Annotated in this window: 25 protein-coding genes; 9 read left to right on the forward strand and 16 right to left on the reverse strand. The window is 69.5% G+C overall.

All coding sequences use genetic code 11. The features are described 5' to 3' along the window. Window positions 1-23: 23 nt before the first annotated feature. Window positions 24-1,235 (reverse strand): acetyl-CoA C-acetyltransferase, encoded by a 1,212-nt coding sequence (locus BLQ62_RS01520; protein WP_068563561.1) that lies wholly within the window; start codon window positions 1,233-1,235, stop codon window positions 24-26. Window positions 1,236-1,345: 110 nt separating this feature from the next. Between BLQ62_RS01520 and BLQ62_RS01525 the strand changes: the two genes are divergently transcribed. After that, complete coding sequence (locus BLQ62_RS01525) at window positions 1,346-2,929, forward strand: AMP-binding protein (protein ID WP_068563562.1); 1,584 nt, start codon at window positions 1,346-1,348, stop codon at window positions 2,927-2,929. 142 nt (window positions 2,930-3,071) lie between these two features. After that, window positions 3,072-3,581, forward strand: a complete 510-nt coding sequence (locus tag BLQ62_RS01530) for an SMI1/KNR4 family protein (RefSeq protein ID WP_068563563.1) — start codon at window positions 3,072-3,074, stop codon at window positions 3,579-3,581. Window positions 3,582-3,605: 24 nt separating this feature from the next. Here the strand turns inward: BLQ62_RS01530 and BLQ62_RS01535 are convergent, their stop codons facing one another. Continuing rightward, on the reverse strand, window positions 3,606-4,547 hold the full coding sequence (locus tag BLQ62_RS01535; protein ID WP_082756129.1) for an oxygenase MpaB family protein: 942 nt from the start codon (window positions 4,545-4,547) through the stop codon (window positions 3,606-3,608). A 128-nt stretch (window positions 4,548-4,675) separates the two neighbouring features. Here BLQ62_RS01535 and BLQ62_RS01540 point away from each other — a divergent pair, with 128 nt between their 5' ends. Next, entirely contained in the window at window positions 4,676-5,866 is a 1,191-nt protein-coding gene (locus BLQ62_RS01540) for a TetR/AcrR family transcriptional regulator (RefSeq protein ID WP_068563564.1), read from the forward strand. Between the two features lie 13 nt (window positions 5,867-5,879). Here the strand turns inward: BLQ62_RS01540 and BLQ62_RS01545 are convergent, their stop codons facing one another. The 13 genes from BLQ62_RS01545 to BLQ62_RS01605 are packed head-to-tail and all read right to left on the reverse strand — an operon-like array spanning window position 5,880 to window position 16,222. Further along, on the reverse strand, window positions 5,880-6,797 hold the full coding sequence (locus tag BLQ62_RS01545; protein WP_068563566.1) for an oxygenase MpaB family protein: 918 nt from the start codon (window positions 6,795-6,797) through the stop codon (window positions 5,880-5,882). Window positions 6,798-6,805: 8 nt separating this feature from the next. After that, a complete protein-coding gene (locus tag BLQ62_RS01550) occupies window positions 6,806-7,000 on the reverse strand; it encodes a hypothetical protein (RefSeq protein WP_231857506.1) in 195 nt (64 codons plus the stop codon). Further along, the gene (locus BLQ62_RS01555) at window positions 7,000-7,215 is read right to left on the reverse strand and encodes a hypothetical protein (RefSeq protein ID WP_068537285.1); all 216 of its coding nucleotides are present in this window, start codon (window positions 7,213-7,215) and stop codon (window positions 7,000-7,002) included. The genes BLQ62_RS01550 and BLQ62_RS01555 overlap by 1 nt, the downstream gene beginning before the upstream one ends. 18 nt (window positions 7,216-7,233) lie before the next feature. Then, window positions 7,234-8,166 (reverse strand): hypothetical protein, encoded by a 933-nt coding sequence (locus tag BLQ62_RS01560; RefSeq protein WP_139184135.1) that lies wholly within the window; start codon window positions 8,164-8,166, stop codon window positions 7,234-7,236. Further along, a complete protein-coding gene (locus tag BLQ62_RS01565) occupies window positions 8,163-8,756 on the reverse strand; it encodes a hypothetical protein (protein WP_068563569.1) in 594 nt (197 codons plus the stop codon). The genes BLQ62_RS01560 and BLQ62_RS01565 overlap by 4 nt, the downstream gene beginning before the upstream one ends. Beyond that, on the reverse strand, window positions 8,753-9,121 hold the full coding sequence (locus BLQ62_RS01570; RefSeq protein ID WP_068563571.1) for an MlaD family protein: 369 nt from the start codon (window positions 9,119-9,121) through the stop codon (window positions 8,753-8,755). Before BLQ62_RS01570 ends, BLQ62_RS01565 begins: the two co-directional genes overlap by 4 nt. Then, window positions 9,118-10,158 (reverse strand): MlaD family protein, encoded by a 1,041-nt coding sequence (locus BLQ62_RS01575; RefSeq protein ID WP_068563573.1) that lies wholly within the window; start codon window positions 10,156-10,158, stop codon window positions 9,118-9,120. The genes BLQ62_RS01570 and BLQ62_RS01575 overlap by 4 nt, the downstream gene beginning before the upstream one ends. Continuing rightward, the gene (locus tag BLQ62_RS01580) at window positions 10,155-11,267 is read right to left on the reverse strand and encodes an MlaD family protein (RefSeq protein ID WP_231857509.1); all 1,113 of its coding nucleotides are present in this window, start codon (window positions 11,265-11,267) and stop codon (window positions 10,155-10,157) included. Before BLQ62_RS01580 ends, BLQ62_RS01575 begins: the two co-directional genes overlap by 4 nt. Next, the gene (locus tag BLQ62_RS01585; RefSeq protein WP_068537279.1) at window positions 11,267-12,331 is read right to left on the reverse strand and encodes an MlaD family protein; all 1,065 of its coding nucleotides are present in this window, start codon (window positions 12,329-12,331) and stop codon (window positions 11,267-11,269) included. Before BLQ62_RS01585 ends, BLQ62_RS01580 begins: the two co-directional genes overlap by 1 nt. Continuing rightward, a complete protein-coding gene (locus BLQ62_RS01590; RefSeq protein ID WP_068563579.1) occupies window positions 12,319-13,338 on the reverse strand; it encodes an MlaD family protein in 1,020 nt (339 codons plus the stop codon). The genes BLQ62_RS01585 and BLQ62_RS01590 overlap by 13 nt, the downstream gene beginning before the upstream one ends. Before the next feature lies 1 nt (window position 13,339). Continuing rightward, a complete protein-coding gene (locus tag BLQ62_RS01595; protein ID WP_115391410.1) occupies window positions 13,340-14,503 on the reverse strand; it encodes an MlaD family protein in 1,164 nt (387 codons plus the stop codon). Between the two features lie 3 nt (window positions 14,504-14,506). Then, window positions 14,507-15,364 carry an ABC transporter permease gene (locus BLQ62_RS01600; protein ID WP_068537274.1) on the reverse strand — a complete coding sequence of 286 codons (858 nt, stop codon included), beginning with the start codon at window positions 15,362-15,364 and terminating at the stop codon, window positions 14,507-14,509. Between the two features lie 3 nt (window positions 15,365-15,367). Beyond that, entirely contained in the window at window positions 15,368-16,222 is an 855-nt protein-coding gene (locus tag BLQ62_RS01605) for an MlaE family ABC transporter permease (RefSeq protein ID WP_068563582.1), read from the reverse strand. Between the two features lie 202 nt (window positions 16,223-16,424). On the opposite strand from BLQ62_RS01605, the gene rpsF reads away from it, so the two are divergent. From rpsF to rplI, 4 genes are all read left to right on the forward strand, one after another. Beyond that, on the forward strand, window positions 16,425-16,709 hold the full coding sequence (gene rpsF / locus BLQ62_RS01610) for a 30S ribosomal protein S6 (RefSeq protein WP_068526178.1): 285 nt from the start codon (window positions 16,425-16,427) through the stop codon (window positions 16,707-16,709). Between the two features lie 28 nt (window positions 16,710-16,737). Next, the gene (locus BLQ62_RS01615) at window positions 16,738-17,274 is read left to right on the forward strand and encodes a single-stranded DNA-binding protein (RefSeq protein ID WP_068537271.1); all 537 of its coding nucleotides are present in this window, start codon (window positions 16,738-16,740) and stop codon (window positions 17,272-17,274) included. A gap of 74 nt (window positions 17,275-17,348) precedes the next feature. Further along, a complete protein-coding gene (gene rpsR / locus BLQ62_RS01620; protein ID WP_068537269.1) occupies window positions 17,349-17,606 on the forward strand; it encodes a 30S ribosomal protein S18 in 258 nt (85 codons plus the stop codon). Window positions 17,607-17,620: 14 nt separating this feature from the next. After that, window positions 17,621-18,073 carry a 50S ribosomal protein L9 gene (gene rplI / locus BLQ62_RS01625; protein WP_068537267.1) on the forward strand — a complete coding sequence of 151 codons (453 nt, stop codon included), beginning with the start codon at window positions 17,621-17,623 and terminating at the stop codon, window positions 18,071-18,073. 66 nt (window positions 18,074-18,139) lie between these two features. Here rplI and BLQ62_RS01630 read toward each other — a convergent pair whose 3' ends face one another. Continuing rightward, complete coding sequence (locus BLQ62_RS01630) at window positions 18,140-18,634, reverse strand: hypothetical protein (protein ID WP_068537265.1); 495 nt, start codon at window positions 18,632-18,634, stop codon at window positions 18,140-18,142. 537 nt (window positions 18,635-19,171) lie between these two features. Between BLQ62_RS01630 and dnaB the strand changes: the two genes are divergently transcribed. Together dnaB and BLQ62_RS01640 are read left to right on the forward strand one after the other, a co-directional pair. After that, window positions 19,172-20,578, forward strand: a complete 1,407-nt coding sequence (dnaB, locus tag BLQ62_RS01635; RefSeq protein WP_068537264.1) for a replicative DNA helicase — start codon at window positions 19,172-19,174, stop codon at window positions 20,576-20,578. Window positions 20,579-20,712: 134 nt separating this feature from the next. Beyond that, window positions 20,713-21,447: a TnsA-like heteromeric transposase endonuclease subunit gene (locus BLQ62_RS01640; protein ID WP_225536084.1), complete on the forward strand. Its 735-nt coding sequence runs from the start codon at window positions 20,713-20,715 to the stop codon at window positions 21,445-21,447. The last annotated feature ends 15 nt before the right edge of the window (window positions 21,448-21,462 follow it).

The following is a 21,462-nucleotide window of genomic DNA, read 5'->3' on the forward strand; positions in this document are numbered from 1 at the left end:
GTCTCCGTAGTCTTTCCGGCCGGTCAGAGGCGCTCGATGATGGTGGCGATGCCCATGCCGCCGCCGACGCACAGGGTCATCAGGCCGTAGCGGCCGCCGGTGCGCTCGAGGTTGTCGAGCACCGTCGACACCAGGATCGCGCCGGTCGCGCCGAGGGGATGGCCCATGGCGATCGCGCCGCCCAGCGGGTTCACCTGCTCGCGCTCGAGCTTCATGTCCTTCATCCACCGCAGCACGACGGACGCGAAGGCCTCGTTGAGCTCCCAGTGGTCGATCTGCTCCTTGCTCAGCCCGGCGGCGGCGAGCACCTTCTCGGTCGCCGGCGTGGGGCCGGTGAGCATGATGGTGGGCTCCGAGCCCGTGACAGCGGTGGCGACGATGCGACCGCGCGGGGTCAGTCCGGCCTTCTGACCGCCCTTCTCGTTGCCGATCAGCAGCAGGGCCGCACCGTCGACGATGCCCGAGCTGTTGCCGCCCGTGTGCACGTGGTTGATCTTCGGGACGGTGTAGTACTTCTGCAGGGCGACGGCGTCGAAGCCGCCCATCTCGCCGATACCGTCGAAGGCGGGATGCAGCTTGCCGAGGCCCTCGAGCGTGGTGCCGGGGCGACGGTGCTCGTCGTTGTCGAGCACCGTCAGGCCGTTGATGTCCTTGACGGGCACGACGGACTTGGCGAACCAGCCGTTGTCCCACGCGGCGGCGGCGTTGGCCTGCGACTCGACGGCGTACTGGTCGACGTCCTCACGGGTGTAGCCGTCGATCGACGCGATCAGGTCGGCGCCGATGCCCTGCGGCACGAAGTAGGTGTCGTAGTTGGTCGTGACGTCCTGGTGCATCGCGCCACCGTCGGAGCCCAGCGGCACGCGCGACATCGACTCCACGCCGCCGGCGAGGACGAGATCGTCGCCGAGGCCGGCCGCGACCTTCTGCGCCGCCATGTTCGTGGCCTCGAGACCCGAGGCGCAGAACCGGTTGATCTGCACACCGGCCACGGTCTCGGGCAGGCCCGCGACGGTGGCGGCGGTGCGGGCGATGTCGCCGCCCTGCTCGCCGACGGGGGAGACCACGCCGAGCACGATGTCGTCGATCGCGGACGGATCCATGGTCGGGTAGCGGTTCTTGAGCTCGTCGATCAGGCCGACGACCAGGTCCAAAGGCTTGGTCGCGTGCAGGGCGCCGCCGCGCTGCTTGCCGCGCGGCGTGCGGATCGCCTCGTAGATGAATGCTTCGGGCACGGTCTTCCTTCCATCGGTGCTGTCTCGGGGAATGTCACAAGTGAATCACTATTCTTTAACTTTGCGCGATTCGGCTCCCGTCGAACATGTTCTAGAACACAATCCCATACATGACCGCACTTGAGAACATCGCCTGGTTCCCCCGCACCGAGGAACCCCGCAGCTCGCAGCGCAACACGTGGAACAACAGCGTTCGCAATCACGCCGTCATGCGCGGCGGGCAGACGGCCCTGCGCTACCTCGAGAACGAGATCACCTGGGCGGGGCTGGCCGAGCGGGTGGGAGCGTTCGCGGGGGCACTGGCCGAGCGGGGGATCGGCGCCGGCGACCGGGTGCTGATCCTGGGCCTGAACCGGATCGAGTACGTCGAGGCGGCGCTGGGCGTCACCGCGCTCGGGGCGATCGCCGTCCCCGTCAACTTCCGGATGGCGCCGCCCGAGGTCGCCTACCTGGTGCAGGACACGTTGTGCAGTGCCGTGATCTACGAGGCGCCCTTCGACCCGTTGATCGCGGGGGTGGCGGGCGCGGGGGCGGAGTTCGGCCTGCGCATCCGGTTCGACGGTGCCGACGAGACCGCGGGCGCCCTGGGCTTCGAGGACCTCATCGCCGAGGGCCGGCCCGATCCGCGGATCGACGTCCCGGAGGACTCCCCGGCGCTGATCATGTACACCTCGGGCACCACCGGCCGCCCCAAGGGCGCGGTGCTCACCCACGTCAACATGCAGGCACAGGGCTGGAACAACCTGGTCGCGCCCGGCGTCGTGGATCCGGACGGGATCGGCGCGGTCGCCGTCCCCCTGTTCCACATCGCGGGCTTCGGCGTGCTGGCCACCGCCTTCGTGCAGGGCCTGACCTCGGTGATCTTCCCGCTGGGCGCGTTCGATCCGGCGCAGACCCTCGACGCCCTCGAGCGCGAGGGCATCACCAGCATGTTCATGGTGCCGATGCAGTGGCAGCTCGCGGTCGCCGAGCAGAAGGCCCGCCCGCGCGACCTCAAGCTCAAGTTCGTGTGGTGGGGCGCGGCCCCGGCGAGCGAGACGCTGTTGCGCGACCTCACGGCCACGTTCCCCGACGCGGAGATCTGCGCGGTCTTCGGGCAGACCGAGATGTCGCCGGTCACCTGCGCGCTCTCCGGTGCCGACACCCTGCGCAAGTTCGGCTCCGTCGGCAAGGTGGTGCGCACCGTCGCGGCCCGCGTGATCGACTCCGACGGCAACGACGTCCCCCGCGGCGAGGTGGGGGAGATCGTCTACCGCGGCCCGAACATGATGTCGGGCTACTGGAACAACCTCGAGGCCACGCGGGACGCCTTCCGCGACGGCTGGTTCCACTCGGGTGATCTGGTGCGGATGGACGAGGAGGGTTTCGTCTACGTCGTCGACCGCGCGAAGGACATGGTCATCTCGGGCGGCGAGAACATCTACTCGGTGGAGGTGGAGAACGCGGTCGCGGCGCACCCCGACGTCACCGAGGTGGCCGTGATCGGCAAGCCCGACGAGCGCTTTGGCGAGGCCGTGGTGGCGGTGGTGCAGCTGCGCGAGGGGGCCGAGCTGACGGTCGAGTCGCTCTCGGAGTTCCTCAACGACCACATCGCCCGTTACAAGCACCCGCGGCACGTGGTCGTGATCGACGCGCTCCCGCGCAACCCCACGGGCAAGGTCACCAAGCCGGTGCTGCGCCAGCAGTTCGGGTGACGTCCCCTCGCCCGACGGTGCCGCGCGGCCTCGTCGCGCGGGGTGGCAGCCGGCGTCGTGGGCCGCGCATAATGGTGCGTTCATGAAGGCGCAGCTCACGGATCTCGCACGGATAGTGGCTCCACCCGCAGGCCCACCCGCAGTGGATCGCGATTGGTCGGCGATCGAACGTCGGCTCGGACCGCTGCCGACCGACTACAAGCTGTTCATCGACGTGTACGGCGCGGGCCGCTTCTGGGGTGGCGAACTCGGTATCGCGCCGCCGGAATGGATAGCGGCGACCCGCGACGAATCACCGCACGGGACGATCGGTTTTCTGCGCGGCGAGGCGGCCGACCGCTCCGGCTACGTGGACGTCGTGGGGGACGGCTCCCCCGACGACATCTACGGGTGCGCGACCGACAGCTATCTCGTCTTCGGCGTCTCCGGCTGCGGCCAGAGTCTGCTGTGGCGGACGAGCGGTGAGAACCCCGACCGCTGGCCGGTCATCGCCACCGACGGTGCAGGAATCGACTACGACTGTGACGGCATGATCAGCTATCTCGTGGGCCTGCTGGGCGGGACGGCACCGAGCGCCGCGTTCGACGAGGACTGGCTCCACGACGTCATGGAGCTGCATCCGGACGAGCCGTACGTGCGGATGGAGCGGTAGTCCCGCCGGCTGTCCGGCGCGGGATCAGACCAGCGGGCGGCCCAGCTTCGCGCGCAGGCGCAGGTCGGCGAGCAGCAGCCGGTAGGGCAGGCGGCGCAGCGCCAGGGGCAGGACGCCGTTGGCGAGGGCGACGGCGCGCCAGAACCGGTCGAACCGGTGCTGGTCGCGCGCGGTCCACTCGATCTCCATCGCCTCCCGGAACCGCGGGGCGAGGAAGCCCGCGGTGAGGAAGCGGTTGAAGGCCTTGAGCGGCCCCGGCAGCGTGCCGACGAAGGTGAGATCCACGAGCTGGCGCAGGTAGGCGCGGGTGTCCTCGTCCGGGGTGATCTTCTTCGCGCACAGCTCGACCCAGGTCGCGTCGAACTCCTCCGGGGTCGCGGGCCACAGCTCGGCGGGCACCTGCAGGGTGGTGCCCAGCGGTGCGGAGTCACGGTAGAAGAGCGCACGCTGCTCGCGGTCCATCCGCCCGCGCAGCAGCTGGTGGGTGTCCTCGAAGCCCACGTACAGGCACATCGCGACCCACAGCTGCAGGCCGCGATCCATGGCGTTGTACTTGACCGGGCTGGCGGCCGTGCTGTGGACATGCCTGTGTGCGGTGTTGACCGCCTCGCGGTAGCGCACCTTGTCGTCCGGGGTGCCCAGCACCGCGACGGCGAGATAGGTGAGCGTGGTGCGGGTGCGCTTGATCGGGTGCTTGTACAGCGCGCCGGATTCGACGGGCGACTCCATGACGCCGTACGCGACGGGCCGGTTGAGCAACTGCATGACCACGTTCGCGGCACCGGCCGCCAGCGAGCCGACGTCCGCGGCGTCCGCGAGCGTGGTGAGCAGGTGGGCGGGGCGCGGGGGTGCGGCGACGGGGATCCGGTAGCCCTGCGCCACCGGGTCGACGGTGCGCGCAGGTGCCGACGGTGCCGCGGTACCGGTCGCGGGGATGGTGACGTTCGGCTCGGCGCTCGCGGTCATGCGCGTCCTCCCAGTTCTTCCACCGATTCGGTGTGTGAATGTTCACTTACTTATACTGTTGACGGTACACGTCGGACGGGCGCTCGGTGGTGAGTAGTCTCGATGTGTACGGCGGAGGAGGAGTTGACGTGACGCAGGCGCGGCGGAAGCGGCCCAAGGATCGGCGCGAGCAGATCGCCCGGGTCGCCGCGGAGGACTTCTCCCGGCGGGGCTACCACGGTGTGGGCATCGAGGAGATCGCCGCGTCGCTCGACATCAGCGGCCCGGCCGTCTATCGCCACTTCCCGAACAAGTACGCGCTGCTCGAGCACGCCATCACCTCCGCCTCCGACGCGCTCTGTCACGCCGTCGACGACGCGGCCGAGGCGACCGAGGGGAAGGCGCCGCAGGAGCGGATCGACGCGATCATCGATGCGGCGCTGCGGGTCTCGTTCGAGCGCCGCAACACCGGTGGTCTTTTCCGGTGGGAGCAGCGCCTGCTCGAGCGGGAGGACCGCGCACGCATCCGCGCTCAGCTCACTGCGATGATCGGCACGGTCTCGGACGCCGCGCAGCCGGCGCTGCCGGGTGTCGAGCGCGCCGAGATCGATCTGCGGTCCGTCGCGCTGATCAGCGTCACCGGCAGCGTCACGGCGCACCGCACCGTCCTCGCGCAGAAGCGCGCGGAGGCCGTGCTCGCCGCCGCTGCCCGCCGGACGCTGGCGCTGCCGGCGCCGCCCGTCCCGTACACCGCCCCGCCCGAGACCGTTCCCGAGCCGGCGCCGGACGCCGGGCGGCAGGGCCAGGTGCTCGATACCGCGATCGAGCAGATCTTCGAGCACGGCTTCCACAACGTGAGCATGGGGCAGATCGGCCGGGCGGCGGGGATCGTCCCGTCGGGCATGTACCGCTACTTCCCGAGCAAGGCCGGCATCCTGGTCAGCGCGCTCGACCGCGCGGGCGAGGCGACGGTCCGCATGATCGACGAGGTCGTGGGCGCCGTGGCCGAGCCTCGGGCACGCCTGGCCGCGCTCGCCGAGGCCTACGTGCAGATGTCCTTCCGCACGTCGAAGATGATGTCGGTCTACTTCCGCGAGATCGGCAACGTGCCGGACGCCGACCGCAGCCGGCTGGCCGCCGTCCAGCGCGCCAACATCGCGGCGTTCGCCGACGCGGTGGTGGGCGTCCGGCCCGACCTCAGCGCCGCCGAGGCCACCTTCCTGGTGCACGCCGCGTTCGCCGTCGTCTTCGACGTGGGGCGCACCCGCCGGTTCGATCAGGACCCGGAGTTCCAGGCCGAGGTCTACGCGCTGGTCTGCGCGGTGCTCTTCCCGGCCTGACGCGCTCGCCCGCTCAGATCAGCGGCTTCTCCGCGGCGATCCGGTGGCGCAGGTCGAGCATGAGGGCATGGGTCGGGCCGAAGCGCAGGAAGCGCGGCACGAAGCGGTTGACGAAGCCGACGAACAGGAAGAGGTTGTCGAACCGGCGCTGATCGGCGGCGCTCCACCGTACGCCCATCTGCTCGCGGAAGTACGGGGCCAGAGAACCCGCGGTGAGGAACCTCAGCAGCCCGCCGAACACGAGGCGCATCGGCGGATTGATCATCCGCAGGTTGAGCAGATCGTCGAGGTAGGCGGCCACGGGCTCGTCGAGCGAGGTCTCGCCGCACGCGCGCACCCAGTACTCGTCGAACTCCGCGCGCGTCGCCGGCCACATCTCCCGGGGCACCTGCAGGGTCGTCCCGAGCGTCGCGCAGGACTGGTAGAAGCTCTCGGCCTGGTGTGCCGGGAGCTTCCCGTTGAGCAGCTGGTACGCGTCCTCGAAGCCGACGAAGAGGCAGGCCGCGACCCAGAGCTGCAGGTTCCGGTCGAAGGCGTTGTACTTCACCGCCGCCCCGGGCTGCGACTTCACCTGCCGGTGCGCGACGTTGACCGCCTCGCGGTACGCCGCCCGCTCGGCATCGCTGCCGAGGACCGCCACCGCGAGGTACTGGGTCGTGGTGCGGGCGCGCTTCCAGGGACGCTTCATGAGCGCGCCGCTCTCCACCGTGGATTCCACGACACCGTGCCCCACACCGGGATTCATCATTTGCATCGCCACGTTGGCGGCGGCGCCGGCGAAGCCCCAGAAGTCGAGCGCGTCCGTGACGGCGAGCTCGCGCGAGACCTGTCGTCGCCGGTTCCCGGGGATCGCGATGCGCGTGCGCTCGAGGGTGAGCGGCGCACCGTCGGAGCGGGTGGGCTCTCCGGCACGGGTGTGCTTGTGCGACATGGGCTCTCCTATCGGGTGGGCGGGATCGTCGAGAGGTACTGGTCGAGGCGGATCAGCCCGACGGCGACGAGGGCGGCGCCGGCGACGACGGCGGCGAGCAGCACCAGCCACGCCGCGAGCCGCACCACCGCCGGCACCCGCTGCCGGCCGCCCAGGATCTTCACGTACTGGACCACCAGGTCGATGATCCACACCAGCGCCATCACTGCATCGTCACGTTCGTGAACAGGAGCACGGGCCAGCAGACGATCGCGCCGAGGAAAGAGACGATGCGGTCGGCGCCGCTGAGGTCGCCGAGGTGATCCATGTGGGTGAGCGACCAGACCAGTCCGATCAGGCCGTAGGGGATGCCGATCAGGATGAGGAAGCCGATGAACTCGGAGACCTTCATCTCGTAATCGAGGAAGCGCTGCACCATCGTTCGTCCTTCGGGGGATCAGTTGGGGGCGGTCGACGGGGCCGGCAGCTCCGGCATCGTCGGGGTCGGAGGCGGGCCGGCGGGCGCCGATCCGGTGGCAGCGGGCGCACCGCCGAGGCCGCCGGGGATCCCCGACGGGTTGGCGTTCTCGCCGGAGGCCGTGATCACCCAGTCGCGGTTGCGGTCCATGCTGACCGAGTAGATCGTCGTGTTGATACTTCCCTGCGGCGCCTGGATGTTCTGGATGGACAGCTCGACGGCGACCTTGACCTCGTAGAGGCCGTTGACCTCCGAGGTGGTCTTGGCGAAGGAGGCCTTGCCCGTGGTGACGAGTCGCAGTGGTGTCGCGATCTCGCGCAGGAGGTCCGCGACCCCCTCGAACTTCTTCCCCAGTTCGGGTGTGGCGCCCTCCTTCACACTGTTGAGCCAGGGCGTGAGGTCGCGGTAGTCCATCGTCGCGACGCGGACGGCGTAGTCGGAGGCGATCTGCTCGGCGCGCGCCTGGTCGGCCGTGGCCCGTCGCTCGGTGCCGAGAGTGCGCGTCTGCAGGTAGAGCAGGACCGAGACGACGACGAGGGCGATCACCACCACCGTCGCGAGCACGGTGCGCAGCGTGCCCGACGGTGCGCGACGCGTCTCCCGCGCGGGGGCCGCCGGGCGGGCCCGCGGCGTCTTCGCCGCGGCCCTCGTGGTGCGCTCCGCGGCGGGACGTGCCGTGCGGCGCGAGGAGGGGGCCGGCCTCGCGTCCGCCGACGTCTCGTCGTCGACGTCCTCCCCGTCCTCGGCCTCCCGGTCGGGCTCCGCCGCGCCCACGGCGTCGTCGGCGGCCGGCCCGTCCTCGGCCGCGGCGGCCTCGCCGGCCGGCTCCTTCTCGGCGGCGGCGGCCCGGTCGGCGTCGTCGCGTTCGTCGCGCGCGTCGTGCTCCTGCGGCATGGGGTCCTCTCTGGTCACGGTCGGGGCAGGGTCAGGGTCACGCGGGGCGCACCGTCGGTTCCGGCGATCTGCAGCGCGTTCGACAGCAGGGTGCTCAGGTCGATCTGCGGCACGGTGCGATTGATCGCGGAGAAGATCGAGAAGAACGGTCCGCCCGTGGTGGCCAGCGCGGGCAGCAGCTCGTCGAGGTACGGGCGCAGCCGTTTGAGGAACGGATCGATGGTCTCGACGAAGGGCGCGGGGGCGTTGAGGGTCATGACCATCCGCTGCACGGCCTGCACGGCGCTCAGTACCACCGCGGAGGTGTTGTCGAACTCGGCGCCGAGGCGGCGGACCGCGTCGGCGGTCCAGTCGAGATCGGCCGAGTAGACCTGGGTGTCGGCGAACATGGTGCGGATCGCCGGCATCCGGCTCAGGACGGTCGCACTGAGCAGCTCGCCCGCCCGGCTCAGCGTGGTCAGGTCGTCCTCCCGTCCGGAAGTGGCCTGCCACGCGGTCCGGACGATGACGCCGAGCGCACCGGCGTCCGCGGTGCGGTTGACCGCCGCCAGCGCCTCGAAGACATCACTGACGGAGCGCGATTGCGCGACCGCGGACGCGGGGATCACCGCACCGGAGGCGAAGACGGCGCCGCCGGAGGAACGGGGGCGATCTCGACGTAGGGCTCGCTCAACGCGCTGAGCTGCTCGACCGCCAGGTCCGAATCGACGGGGATCCGGTACTCGGACGGGTAGCGCAGGTTCACCCGCACCCCGTCGACCGACGGCTCGATCCCGGTCACGTCGCCGATCCGCACGCCGCGCAGCAGGATCGGTGACCCGGGCGAGAGCTGACCGGTGTGGGCGAGCCGGAGGGACAGCGTCGTGTACTGCACGCCCGGGCGCAGCCCCATGTACCCGTACAGCAGGATGAACAGGCCCACCACGAGGACCGCGGTGAAGGTGATGACGTTCGCGACGAGTTCCTTCCTCATCGGACCATCCCGATCATGCGCATCGCCCGTACGGTCTGCTCGGCCTTCTCGGCCGTCGGCATCTGCGGACCGTCGGAGATCTTGACCACGTTGATCTTCGGGCCGTGCTCGACCCACGGGATGATCGTGTCCCGGACCAGGTTCCGCAGGTTGATGAGATTGTCCGGGCGCGTCGTGCCCACCGGTCGGTCGAGGAGCAGCAGCGGGGAGATCACCTGGGTGAACAGCCCGGCCAGGTCCCGCACGCCGGGCGTGAGGGGCGCGGCGTTCTGCAGGACCGGGGCGAGCGAGCCGAAGACCTCGGTCACCCGCGCGGTCTCGGAGATGACCGCCCACCGGCGCAGGCCGTCCGGGGAGAGGTACTGGCTGAGCATCGCGTGCTCGTCGGCGATCGCGCCGGTCACGCCGACCACGGAGCGCAGCGCGGTGTCCAGCGAGCGGGTGTCGTTCGCCCACGCCATCACGGTCGAGGCGAGGTTGTCGGTGATCTTGCTGGTCCGCGCCGGATCGTCCGGGAAGGCACCGTCGAGCCGCTGGACGGTGTTGCCGAGCTGCGCCACGCCCCCACTGCCCAGGAAGCCCGACAGGCTGGTCATCAGGTCCTCGACGTGATCGGGCGGCCGGCTCTGTGCGAGGGGGATGACACCGCCCGCGCGGATCGGCTGCGCGGTGGAGGAGGGCGCCGAGACCAGGCCGATGTAGACGTCGCCGAGGAGTGTGTCCTGCCGGAGCTCGGCTGTGGCGTCGGTAGGGATGCGCGCCGGCTCGGTGATGGTCAGCGTGGCGACGGCGCGGTCCCCGTCGAGCCGGACGGAGTCCATTGTGCCCACGGCCCGACCGTTGTACCGGACCTGCGCCTGGTCCGGGAGGTTCAGCGCATTGGAGAACTCCACGTGCAGCGGCCATCCCGACGAGGACCAGCCGGGGCTCGGCAGGGTCGCGGGTCCGGCCCGCAGGACCCCGACGATGCCGAGCACGAGAACGGCGAGCAGCAGGAGCGCATGGGCGACCTTGCTGCGCAACGACGAACGCTTCATCGGGCGGCTCCCGTCCCGCGGAGGATGGCGGAGATCAGATCGACGTCGATGTGCCCGGGATCGACGACGCGGCACTGCCCCGGCGCGATGCGGTTGATGTTCGCGCAGGTGAGCTCGGGGTTGCGGGCCACCATCTTGGTCGACGGCGGGGTGTAGGTCACCTTCAGGCCCAGCGTGCGCTGGTCGAACGAGACGGTGAAGGCGTCGATCAGCGGTGGGAACACGCCGAGCAGGTCGCCCCAGTTCTTGACTCCGGCGCTCACCACGCGCGAGGCGGGGATCACCGTGTCGAGGATCGGCCACAGGTTGTGTCCGTAGTGGGAGATCAGGTCGCGCAACATCTTCCCGAGGGGGATCAGCGCCTCGGCGAGCGTCTCCGTGGTCCTCGCGGTGGGAATGATGACGTCGGCGAGGCCGTCGGGCGCGGTCACCAGCAGCTGCTTGAGCGGTGACCAGTTCGAGGTCATTCCGCCGGTGAGGGAGGAGAACGATTCGATCGTGCGGCCCACGTCGCCGATGCCCGGGCCGGGATCCTGCAGCAACACCGCGAGGTTCCCGATCACCCCGCTGATATCGGGTCCGGTCCCGTCCACGGACTTCGCCAGCGAGGTGAGGGAGTCCTGCACCTGCTTCGCCTGCTCGGGGCCGCCGCCGGCGGTGAGCTCGGACGCCGCGTCGCCGAGGGAGCTGAGGCTGCGGCTGAGGGACTGCGGGGTCTTCGTGCTCGTCAGGCAGGAGCCCTGGCCCAGTGCCGGGGGGTCCTTGCGGGTGTCGTCGATGAGCGCGAGCTGGCGGGAGGCGATGAGGGATGCGGCGACGGTGACCGCACCGGTACCGGCCGTCACGGACTGGTCGTCGTCGACGGAGAACTCGACGCGGGCCGCGGCGTTCTCGGGGCGGATGCCGGTGATCTTCCCGATCGGCACCCCGAGCCGCGTGACCGGGTTGCCGACGTAGAGGCCGATGGCGTCGGGCATGAGGGCGCAGTAGCGGGCCTGCGGTTTGTCGGGCGTGCGCGAGATGTACAGCGCCGCGGCGATGATCGACCCGACCACGGTGACGGCGAGGGCGGTGACGAGCCATTTCGAGCCGAAGGCCTTGGAGATCATCAGCACGGTGCCCCTTCCAACGGGATGCAGTACTGGGACGAGATGGTCGGGACCGAGCCGTCGAAGACGATGGTGCCGTCGGGGGCGACCGAGGACTGGATCCGCTGGAGCAGCGCCATCGCATCGTCGATCATCTTCTGGTACTTGGTGAGCAGCGATCCGATCTGGCCGGACATGAGGTTGAACTGCGCCTCCATCGACGCGAGGTTCTCCTGGTAGAAGTTCGCCGCTGGGATGATCCGCTTGAGCACGGAGTCGAAGGCACTCATGAACCGCTTGTAGCCGGCCACGTTCAGTCGCGCGGTGGAGAAGTAGATGTTCATGTCGCGCATGACCTGGGTGAGGACGTCGCCGTTGCGGTCGATGGCGGCCGAGTACTCGGCGAGGGTCTGCACGAAGCCGCCGACCTCGTCCTTCTGCGTCGAAATGGACTTCACCACACCGTCGAGCGTGGAGAGGAGCTCCTTCATCTGGCCGCTCTGCCCGCTGGTGGCCCGCTGGATCTGCACCAGGGACTCGCGCAACGGCGTCGGATCGATCGCCCGGACCTTCGGATCGGCCTGCTGGAAGGTCTCGACGAGGCTGTACGGGATCCGCACCCGCGCAGGTGGAACCGGCGTCGTGCCGAGGGAATCGGTGCCGATCGAATCGATGTCGACGAAGTAGCCGCCGACCGCGGTGAGCATCTTCACGGCGATGCGCGACTGATCGCCGATGTGCACCTTCTTCTTGATCCGCATCCCCACGCTGACGTGGTCGCCGTCCAGCTCCACGCTCTGCACCGAGCCGACGGAGACCCCCGCGACACGGACATCGTCACCCGAGCGGACCATCCCCGCCTCCGGGAAGTGCGCGGTGTAGGTGGTGGTACCGATGGGACGCACCGCGAGGACGGAGCTGGCGACCATCACCACCACGGCCAGCACGACGCCGAGGACGCCGAACAGCAGCTGCCGGTTGCGTGAACTCGGCTGTGCCCAGGCCTCTTCGGCACCCGAGGCGAGCGAGAGCGCGAGCCGGTAGCCATCGCGGATCAGGGTGACCGGGAGGTTCAGCGCCGACACAGCGTCACCTTCGTTCCCCGCAGGAAGACCAGGACGCCGCCGGGGAGCTGCGCCTCGCCGCGGCTGCACCCGGTGTCGCCGCCGGCGGACGGGACCTGCTGCTGGGTCAGGTTCGCGAACAGGCCGGGCAGGAGCGCGGCGAGATCGACCAGTCCCTGCAGGCGGGGCAGTTCGGGGCGCGCGAGTTCGAGCAGCGACGATCCCTGGGGATGCAGGCCCGCGCCGCGCAGCAGGGCGTCGGCCGCGGTCATCAGCTCCGCGCCCTGATCGGAGAGGATCTTCGTGGACGGTGCCGCGTTGCGCATGACCTCGCCGACGCCCTGCAGGTAGCCGATCACGGTGGGCAGGGCGGTGGACTTGCCGCCGAGACTGTCGTTGATCGTCTTGAGGTTGCGGACGAGGGTCTGCAGAAGGGCCGAACGGTCGTTGGTGAAACGGCTCAGGGTCTGCAGGGCGTCGAGCAGGGGCCCGAGCCCGGAACCGTCGCCCTGGACGACGGCGGCGATCGACTGCGCGAGGTGGTTGATCTGCTCGGGCTGCATCGCCGCGAGCACCGGTTGCAGGCCGTTGAAGATGGTGGTGACGTCGAAGGACGGGACGGTGCGATCGGTGCCGATCCGCGATCCCGGGTCGAGCACGGGGGCCTGCGCGTCGCTCGGTGCGACCTCGAGATAGCGCAGTCCCGTGAGGTTCTGGAAGCGGATGGAGAGCGTGGTGGCGGTGGTGATCCGCTGATCGCGCGCCACGGTGAAGTCGACGCGGGCGCGCGAGCCGCGGGCGGCGTCGTCCTGGTCGAGGGCGACTTCGCGGACCTTGCCGACCTGCACGCCGAGCAGGCGGACGTCGTCACCGGCCCGCAGCCCCGAGGCGTTGGTGAAGGTCGCGCTGTAGGCGCTCTGCGCGTCCTGGGCGGGCCGGGTGAGGGCACGGACGGTGAACGCGGCGCCCACCGCGATGAGGACGATGAAGATCAGCAGCAGGGTTCCGGGATTGCGGGCGGTTCGCACGTCAGCGGCCCCTCGTCGTGGTCGGCGTGGTCGGAGCGGATGTCGTGGGTGTCGGCGTGGCGCTCGGCGTGGTGCCGGGCTTCGGGGCTCCCGGCTTCGGCGGCGCGGGCCGGCCGGGCGGCGTCACGGAGAACTCGGGCAGGGGAGGGAGCACCTCGGCGAGCCCGGGGAACTGCTGGAAGGTGACGGCGAGGTTGAGGACCGGGCCGGATCCGTTGTCCGGCATGGACCGCCGGATCCTTTCGATCAGCTCCTCGATCTGGCGACCGTTGCGCGTCGCGTCGGGGAAGCTCGCGGTGGCCCGCGTGGCGAGCTCGCGCACCGGCACCAGGACCTCGGTGAGCGCGCTGACGTTCTCCGGGCTCAGCAGCGCGGCGAGTGCGGGCGAGAACTCGTACGAGAACGTGTTGATCGTGGCCTTCTGCCGTTCCGGGTAGCCGGGGGTGTCGGGACCGCTCCACGACCACAGCTGGCGCAACCCGGGCAGCAACTGCCGCGTCGATGCGTCGAGCGCCTGGAGGGTCGACGCGATCGTGGGCAACGTCTGCGACGTGGCGATCCGCTGGGTGTCGGCGTTGGCCTCGGCGATCGCGCCGATGGCGCCGAGGAAGGGCAGGAACTGCCGCGTGGTGGTGTCCATCTGCGCGATCAGCTGCGCCATGTGCGGGCGGAAGCTCTCGCGCTCCATGGTGCTCAGCGAGCGCAGGAGCGTGGCCATCGTGCTGTCGTCCGGTGTGGACATCGGCTCCCACGAGGCGCCGGAGACGAGGGGGCGCCCGCCGCGGCCCGGGGTCAGCGCGACGACGGTGATGCCGAAGGTGTTGCCGGGCGCGTAGGAGACCTTCACCGCGTCGGTGACGAGGTCGTCGGCCGCGCCGTTGAAGCGCATCGCCACGCCCAGCCGTCCCGCACCCCGGTCGACGATGTCGGTGACCTCGCCGATGCGCAGGCCGTCCATCTCCACCGCGGTGCCCGGGCCGACGCCGGGGGCGACGTCGCGCACCACGAGCGTGAGCGCCTTCGGGGGCGTGGTGAGGAGCGCGCGCCCCGCCCAGAACGCGAGGATCACGAGGGCGACCGCGAGGATCGCCGCGACGCCGCGCCGGAGCAGGACGGGGCCGGGCGTCATCATGCCCGTCACGGGGGAGGGCCACCTCGTCGTCATCGTCTACCCCCGGAAGACCAGTTCGCTGCTGGCGCCCCAGATGCCGATCGTCATCAGCATGTCGAGCACCACGATGGCGACCATCGAGGCCCGGACGGCGCGGCCCGACGCCACACCCACGCCCTCGGGCCCTCCTGCGGCGAAGAAGCCCTGGTAGCAGTGGATGAGGATGACCGCGCAGATGAAGACGACCACCTTGGCGATGGACGCGATGAGGTCGCCGGGGGAGAGGAACTGCTCGAAGTAGTGCTCGTAGGTGCCCGCGGCGTCGCCCTGGGCGAGCGTGACGATGGTGCTCGAGGCGAAGAAGCTGACGATGATCGCGATGAGGAAGATCGGGACGATCGCGACGACGCCGGCGATCATGCGGGTGCTCACCACGAAGGAGATCGAGCGCAGCCCGAGCGCTTCGAGCGCGTCGATCTCCTCGGTGATGCGCATGGCGCCGATCTCGGCCGTCATCCGGCAGCCAGCCTGCACCGCGAACCCGGCGGCCGCGAGGATCGGCGCGAACTCGCGGGTGTTGGCCAGCGCGGCGATCACTCCGGTGAGGGGGCCCATGCCCAGCAGGTCGAGCGACGCGAAGGCCTGCACGGCGACGGTGCCGCCGACCGCGAGGCCGAGGACCACCATCATCAGCGAGGTGCCGCCGCCGACGATCACGGCGCCCCGGCCCCAGGTGAGGTCGGTGATGGTGCGGACCGTCTGCTTGGGGTAGTTGCGCAGGGCGTGCGGGATGAGCGCGACGGAGGAGACCACGAAGGAGACCATCTGGCCGAGCCGGGCCAGCGCGCCGCGCGCCGAGTCCGCGAGGCGGCCGAGGACGCGGAATCCTCTCGGGCGGTACGGGGCGATGGTCACGGGTCAGCCGACTCTCATGGGGAAATAGGTCGTGTAGATCTGGGTGAGCGCGAAGTTGAGCACGATGATCCCGACGGTGGAGACCACCACCGTGGTGTTCACCGCGTCGGCGACGCCGCGGGCGCCGCCCTTGGCCTCGAGGCCGTGCTGGCAGCCGAGGACGGCGATCATGATGCCGAAGATCGCGGCCTTGACCAGGGAGAAGCCGAAGTCGCGGGTGGTGGCGTAGGCACCGAAGCTGAGCCAGTAACTGCCGGGCGTGACGCTCTGCCCGGCGACGGCCAGGTAGTAGGCGGCGCCGATGCCGACGACGGTGATGAAGATGCACAGCATGGGCGCGACGAACGCGGCCGCGAGGATGCGCGGGACGACGAGGCGGCGGACGGGATCGATGCCCATGACCCGCATGGCGTCGACCTCCTCGCGGATGGTGCGCGAGCCGAGGTCCGCGGCGATGGCGGAGGCGCCGGCACCGCCGAGGAGCAGGCCGGCGGCCATGGGGGCGGCCTGTTGGATGACGGTCAGGCCGCTCGCGGCGCCCATGAGCGAGCCGGCGCCGATCTGGTTGACGATGCTGCCGATCTGGATCGTGACGATCACGCCGAACGGGATGGCCATGAGGAAGGCGGGGACGGCGGTGACGCTGACCAGGAACCACGCCTGCACGACGATCTCGCGGAACTGGATGCGGCCGCGCAGCAGGTCGGTGGCCATCGCGACCAGCGAGTGCAGCACGAGCTCGACGGTGCGCCCGAGGGTGCGGACGGGGCCGAGGGCGTTGTCGTCGAGGTTGCGGCGGAGGGAGTCGAGCGTCCCGGGGCGGGCGGCGGGTGCTTCCTGCGTCGATCGCGATGTCATAGTTCACCTCCTTCCTGGCACATGTTAGGGAATGTTCTCTATCCCGGCTGGGTTTTGCGATGATTTTCCGGGAGTGCTCGTCAGTGCGCTGATTTCGCTGGTGGCGGCGGGTTGCGCTACCCTTGTCCGGTTGCCTTGTCGGCAACACTCCTGCCGTGGAGAGTCCACGGCCGCATAGTCCATAGGAGGAGGCGAAAAGCCCATGCGTAATTACGAACTGATGGTGATCCTGGATCCGAGCCTGGATGAGCGCACCGTCGCACCCTCGCTGGAGACCTTCCTGAACGTGGTCCGCAAGGACGGCGGATCGGTCGGGAACGTCGACATCTGGGGCAAGCGTCGTCTTGCCTACGAGATCTCCAAGAACGCCGAGGGCATCTACGCGGTGATCGATCTGACCGCCGAGCCCGCCACCGTGAACGAGCTCGATCGTCAGCTGAAGCTGAACGAGTCGGTGCTTCGCACTAAGGTGCTGCGGCAGAACTAGTCGCGCACTATCTACAGGGAGAGACACCATGGCAGGCGACACGATCATCACGGTCATCGGCAATCTGACGGCGGATCCGGAGCTGCGCTTCACCCCGTCGGGTGCGGCGGTGGCCAACTTCACCGTCGCCTCCACGCCCCGGACCTTCGACCGGAACACCAACGAGTGGAAGGACGGCGAGGCGCTGTTCCTGCGCTGCAACATCTGGCGTGAGGCGGCGGAGAACGTCGCCGAATCGCTCACGAAGGGCACGCGCGTCATCGTCTCCGGCCGGCTCAAGCAGCGGTCGTACGACGATCGCGAGGGCCAGCGGCGCACCGTGGTGGAACTCGAGGTCGACGAGATCGGCCCCTCCCTGAAGTATGCGACGGCGAAGCCGACGCGCACCCCGCGCGGCGGTGGCGGCGGCGGTTTCGGTGGCGGCGGCCAGGGCGGCGGTGGCGGTTACAGCCAGCAGCCGGCCCAGCAGGCTCCGCGCCAGAACCAGCCCGCAGACGACCCGTGGGGCAGCGCCCCCGCGGCCGGGAGCAGCTTCGGCGGCGGCAACGACGATCCGCCGTTCTGATCCCCGGGATCGAACACTGTGAAGGCGCCCCGGTTCGCCGGGCGCCGAAGTAGACCTCAAGGAGTACCAACACCATGGCCGGTAAGGGCAATGGCCGGAAGGTGCGCGTCGAGAAGGCCGTCAAGGCCAAGGCGTGCACGTTCTGCAAGGAGAAGAACACCACGATCGACTACAAGGACACCACGCTGCTGCGTCGGTTCCTGTCGGAGCGGGGCAAGATCCGCAGCCGTCGTGTGACGGGCAACTGCGTCCAGCACCAGCGCGACATCGCGATCGCCGTCAAGAACGCGCGTGAGGTGGCCCTGCTGCCGTTCACGTCGACGACCCGCTAAGGAGGGGTGAAGAAATGAAGCTCATCCTCACCGCCGACGTCGACAACCTGGGCGCGCCCGGCGACACCGTCGAGGTCAAGGACGGCTACGGCCGCAACTACCTGCTGCCCCGCGGCCTGGCCATCGTCGCCACCCGTGGCGCCGAGAAGCAGGTCGAGGGCATCCGTCGTAGCCAGGAGGCCAAGCGTGTGCGCGGCCTCGATCACGCCAACGAGCTCAAGCAGGCCATCGAGGGCCTCGAGTCCGTCTCGCTGACCGTGAAGACCGCCGATTCGGGCAAGCTGTTCGGCTCGGTCACCGCGGCCGACGTCGCCGCCGCGCTCAAGACCGCGGGTGGCCCCGCCGTCGACAAGCGCAGCATCGAGCTGCCGCAGGGGCACATCAAGTCCACGGGTTCGTTCCCGGTGGTCGTGGTGCTGCACCCCGACGTGCGCGCGAAGTTCGCGCTCACCGTCGCCGCCCAGTAGGGCGTACGAACGGAAGAACCCCCATCGCCTCCGGGCGGTGGGGGTTCTTCGTGTCGACGGGGTCGGTCAGACCACGATCGTGCCGACGCACGGCGTGCTGGCCTGCGTGCCGATCCACTCGGTGCCGGCGCCGGCCTTGATGACCACGTTGAAGGTCACCGCGCCCTTGCCGGTGGTGAACGGGGTCTTGTTGAGCACGGGCAGCTGGCCCGTGCCGCTGAGGCGACCGCTGCCGAACTTGCCGGTGGTCGTGTTGTTCCACGACAGGGTGGCGGTGGAGGCGAACTGGCTCAGCACCAGGTCGCGCGCGCCCGCGTCGCCCTTGGCGGAGACGAGGATCTGGCCGTTGGCGCCCGCGGTGGCCGTCACCTTCCAGTTCAGCATCTGGCCGCCGACGACGAACATGGGGTTCGCGCTCGTGCAGGTGGCGGTGACCGAGGCGGGCTTCGGCTTGGGGGCGGGGGCCGGGGCGGCCACTGCGGGTCCGATGGCGCACGTGGCGGTGGCCGCGAGCGCGACCGCGACGCCGGTTGCGCGCGCCGAGATCGTGGAGGTGTTCATCGGGTGGGTCCTTCCGCAGTGGCTGATGCAGCGTTCAGAATACGCGGCGAGCCGCGCCGGAAGAAGACGCACCGGGGGTGGGTGACGCGTTCGCGCTGGTAGCGGCCCCAGGAAGTGACCGGCCGGTAACAACTGAGGGTGGTTTTCCCGGCGCGAGGGTGACGGATTCACTCGCGACACGCCCGAATGTCGAGTCGTCGCGACACGCTGAGGAACTTCAATCCACAGCGGTGGGTACTCTCTCCATACCCCATGAGCTGCATCGATGTCGGAAGCCTCACGGTGTTTCCACAGGTTTTCCCCATCGGTCCACACCGGCGTCCCCACCCTGACCACGCGTCCTCCACACTGGATGCACAGATCCCTCCACAGGCCCGCTTTGCGGTGACGAGACGAGGGCCTAGCGTTCACGTGCGTCGATCGCGCGCCCGCGTGGGTTTCCCCGGAAACCTGTCGGTGCCGTGCGGTAGACCGAGTGAACAGGCGAGTCCTCGCCGCCCGCCGGGCGGCTGCGGGCATGAGAGAGGTGGGTGCACGGTGTCGGTCACGGACGAGCAGGAGTTCACTCCGGGGCCGGTCAAGCGCGCGGAATCCTCGCCCGACGGTCCGCCGCCCGAGGACTTCGGTCGCCAGCCCCCGCAGGACATCGCGGCGGAGCAGTCGGTGCTCGGCGCGATGATGCTGTCGAAGGACGCCATCGCGGACGTGCTCGAGGTGGTCCGGCCCGGCGACTTCTACCGGCCCGCTCACCAGTCGGTGTACGACGCGATCCTCGATCTGTACGGCGCGGGTGAGCCCGCGGACGCCGTCACCGTCTCCGCCACCCTCGACCGTAAGGGCGAGCTCAAGCGGGTCGGCGGCGCGCCCTACCTGCACACCCTGATCTCCACCGTCCCCACCGCGGCCAATGCCGGCTACTACGCCGAGATCGTGGCGGAGAAGGCCATCCTGCGCCGGCTCGTGGAGGCCGGCACCAGGATCGTCCAGTACGGCTACTCGGGGTCCGACGGTGCCGATGTCGCCGAGGTCGTCGATCGGGCGCAGGCCGCCGTGTACGACGTGACCGAGCGCAAGGCCTCGGAGGACTACGTGGTCCTCGAGGAGCTGCTGCAGCCCACGATGGACGAGATCGACGCGATCGCCTCGCAGGGCGGCGTCAGCATGGGCGTGCCCACGGGCTTCACCGACTTCGACGCCCTCACCAACGGCCTGCACTCCGGCCAGATGATCATCGTCGCCGGGCGCCCCGGTGCGGGTAAGTCGACGATGGCGCTCGACGTGCTGCGCTCCTGCGCCATCGAGAACCACATGCCGGGAGTCCTGTTCAGCCTCGAGATGAGCAAGACCGAGGTGGTCATGCGCCTGCTCTCCGCGGAGGCGCGGATCAAGCTGGCCGACATGCGCTCGGGCAAGATGTCCGACGACGACTGGACCCGCCTCGCCCGCCGCATGTCGGAGATCTCCGAGGCGCCGCTGTTCGTCGACGATTCACCGAACCTCACGATGATGGAGATCCGGGCCAAGGCCCGCCGGCTCAAGCAGCGGCACGATCTCAAGCTCATCGTCATCGACTACCTGCAGCTGATGACCTCCGGCAAGAAGGTCGAATCGCGTCAGCAGGAGGTCTCGGAGTTCTCCCGGCAGCTCAAGCTGCTCGCCAAGGAGCTCGAGGTCCCGCTCATCGCCGTCGCACAGCTCAACCGTGGTCCCGAGCAGCGGACCGACAAGAAGCCCCAGGTCGCCGACCTCCGCGAGTCCGGCTCGCTCGAGCAGGACGCCGACATGGTCGTCCTGGTGCACCGTCCCGACGCCTACGAGCGTGACGATCCCCGCGCGGGCGAGGCCGACTTCATCCTCGGCAAGCACCGTGCCGGCCCCACCGCGACCGTCACCGTCGCCCACCAGCTGCACTACTCGCGCTTTGTGGACATGGCCAAGGGCTGATCCCCGGTGTAGGGTCCCAGATTCCGTGGCGGAATCCCAAGCTACGTGGCGGACAGTTGGCGGATCCGCCAACTGTTTGGGACACGCCGGGGCACGTCCCCGCATCTGAGGGCGGAAGTGGCACCGTCAAGACCATGTCGCCCGGCAGCTCCGCGGGGACCGCGGTGGAAGTATCGTTCCGCCGCGGTGAGGACCTCTGTGAGCGGACCGTGGAGTGGAAGTCGGCCGCAATGGAGGACCTTCGCGAGGCAGCGCCGTGGCGCACATTTCGCTGGTATCGAGGGCAGAAACACTACTCGGGGTGGTACTGGTCGAGCACTACCCGCGATCTGGTGATCTATGAGTCCCGCCTGGAGCTCGCTAACCTGATGCTCGCAGACTTCGACGATCGGGTTCGGGGCATCGTGGCCCAGCCTTTCCTTCTCGCGACTGAGGTCGATGGTGTCCTGCGGAGGCACGTTCCGGACTTCCTACTCGATACTGATTCCGGCCCGGTCGTCGTTGACGTAAAGCCTGCTCGACGGCTTGATAATGATGATGTTGCAAGGGTTTTGAACTTGACTCGGGATGTCGTCGAGGCCAAGGGGTGGCGATACGAGGTCGCCACCGAGCCGCCGCCGCGGAGGGCCGCGAATGTCAGATTCCTCGCTGGCTATCGGCGCGAGAGTGCAATCGTGCCTGACCATTGCGAGGCGGTTCAGGCGGTCGCTCAGGTGGGATTGACGATTGGTGCTCTCATCGATCGGATGCCAGATCGTCCTGACGCGAGCGTGCGAGCGGCGGTGCTGCACTTGATATGGCGGCGTCGGCTGCACGTCGACATTGACGCCGCAATCACTAGTCGCACTCAGATTTCGAGGGTCTTGTGAGTGGCGTTGAGCGGG

Source organism: Tsukamurella pulmonis, from assembly GCF_900103175.1.
In the GTDB taxonomy this organism is placed as follows: domain Bacteria; phylum Actinomycetota; class Actinomycetes; order Mycobacteriales; family Mycobacteriaceae; genus Tsukamurella; species Tsukamurella pulmonis.

What these genes read in the sequence shown, in the direction of transcription:
- BLQ62_RS01525 (WP_068563562.1), top strand. Translation starts at nt 1,346, where the DNA reads ATGACCGCACTTGAGAACATCGCCTGGTTCCCCCGCACCGAGGAACCC.
- BLQ62_RS01535 (WP_082756129.1), bottom strand. Translation starts at nt 4,547, where the DNA reads ATGACCGCGAGCGCCGAGCCGAACGTCACCATCCCCGCGACCGGTACC.
- BLQ62_RS01545 (WP_068563566.1), bottom strand. Translation starts at nt 6,797, where the DNA reads ATGTCGCACAAGCACACCCGTGCCGGAGAGCCCACCCGCTCCGACGGT.
- BLQ62_RS01550 (WP_231857506.1), bottom strand. Translation starts at nt 7,000, where the DNA reads ATGGCGCTGGTGTGGATCATCGACCTGGTGGTCCAGTACGTGAAGATC.
- BLQ62_RS01555 (WP_068537285.1), bottom strand. Translation starts at nt 7,215, where the DNA reads ATGGTGCAGCGCTTCCTCGATTACGAGATGAAGGTCTCCGAGTTCATC.
- BLQ62_RS01570 (WP_068563571.1), bottom strand. Translation starts at nt 9,121, where the DNA reads ATGAGGAAGGAACTCGTCGCGAACGTCATCACCTTCACCGCGGTCCTC.
- BLQ62_RS01575 (WP_068563573.1), bottom strand. Translation starts at nt 10,158, where the DNA reads ATGAAGCGTTCGTCGTTGCGCAGCAAGGTCGCCCATGCGCTCCTGCTG.
- BLQ62_RS01580 (WP_231857509.1), bottom strand. Translation starts at nt 11,267, where the DNA reads ATGATCTCCAAGGCCTTCGGCTCGAAATGGCTCGTCACCGCCCTCGCC.
- BLQ62_RS01595 (WP_115391410.1), bottom strand. Translation starts at nt 14,503, where the DNA reads ATGACGACGAGGTGGCCCTCCCCCGTGACGGGCATGATGACGCCCGGC.
- BLQ62_RS01605 (WP_068563582.1), bottom strand. Translation starts at nt 16,222, where the DNA reads ATGACATCGCGATCGACGCAGGAAGCACCCGCCGCCCGCCCCGGGACG.
- rpsF (WP_068526178.1), top strand. Translation starts at nt 16,425, where the DNA reads ATGCGTAATTACGAACTGATGGTGATCCTGGATCCGAGCCTGGATGAG.
- BLQ62_RS01615 (WP_068537271.1), top strand. Translation starts at nt 16,738, where the DNA reads ATGGCAGGCGACACGATCATCACGGTCATCGGCAATCTGACGGCGGAT.
- rpsR (WP_068537269.1), top strand. Translation starts at nt 17,349, where the DNA reads ATGGCCGGTAAGGGCAATGGCCGGAAGGTGCGCGTCGAGAAGGCCGTC.
- rplI (WP_068537267.1), top strand. Translation starts at nt 17,621, where the DNA reads ATGAAGCTCATCCTCACCGCCGACGTCGACAACCTGGGCGCGCCCGGC.
- BLQ62_RS01630 (WP_068537265.1), bottom strand. Translation starts at nt 18,634, where the DNA reads ATGAACACCTCCACGATCTCGGCGCGCGCAACCGGCGTCGCGGTCGCG.
- BLQ62_RS01640 (WP_225536084.1), top strand. Translation starts at nt 20,713, where the DNA reads ATGTCGCCCGGCAGCTCCGCGGGGACCGCGGTGGAAGTATCGTTCCGC.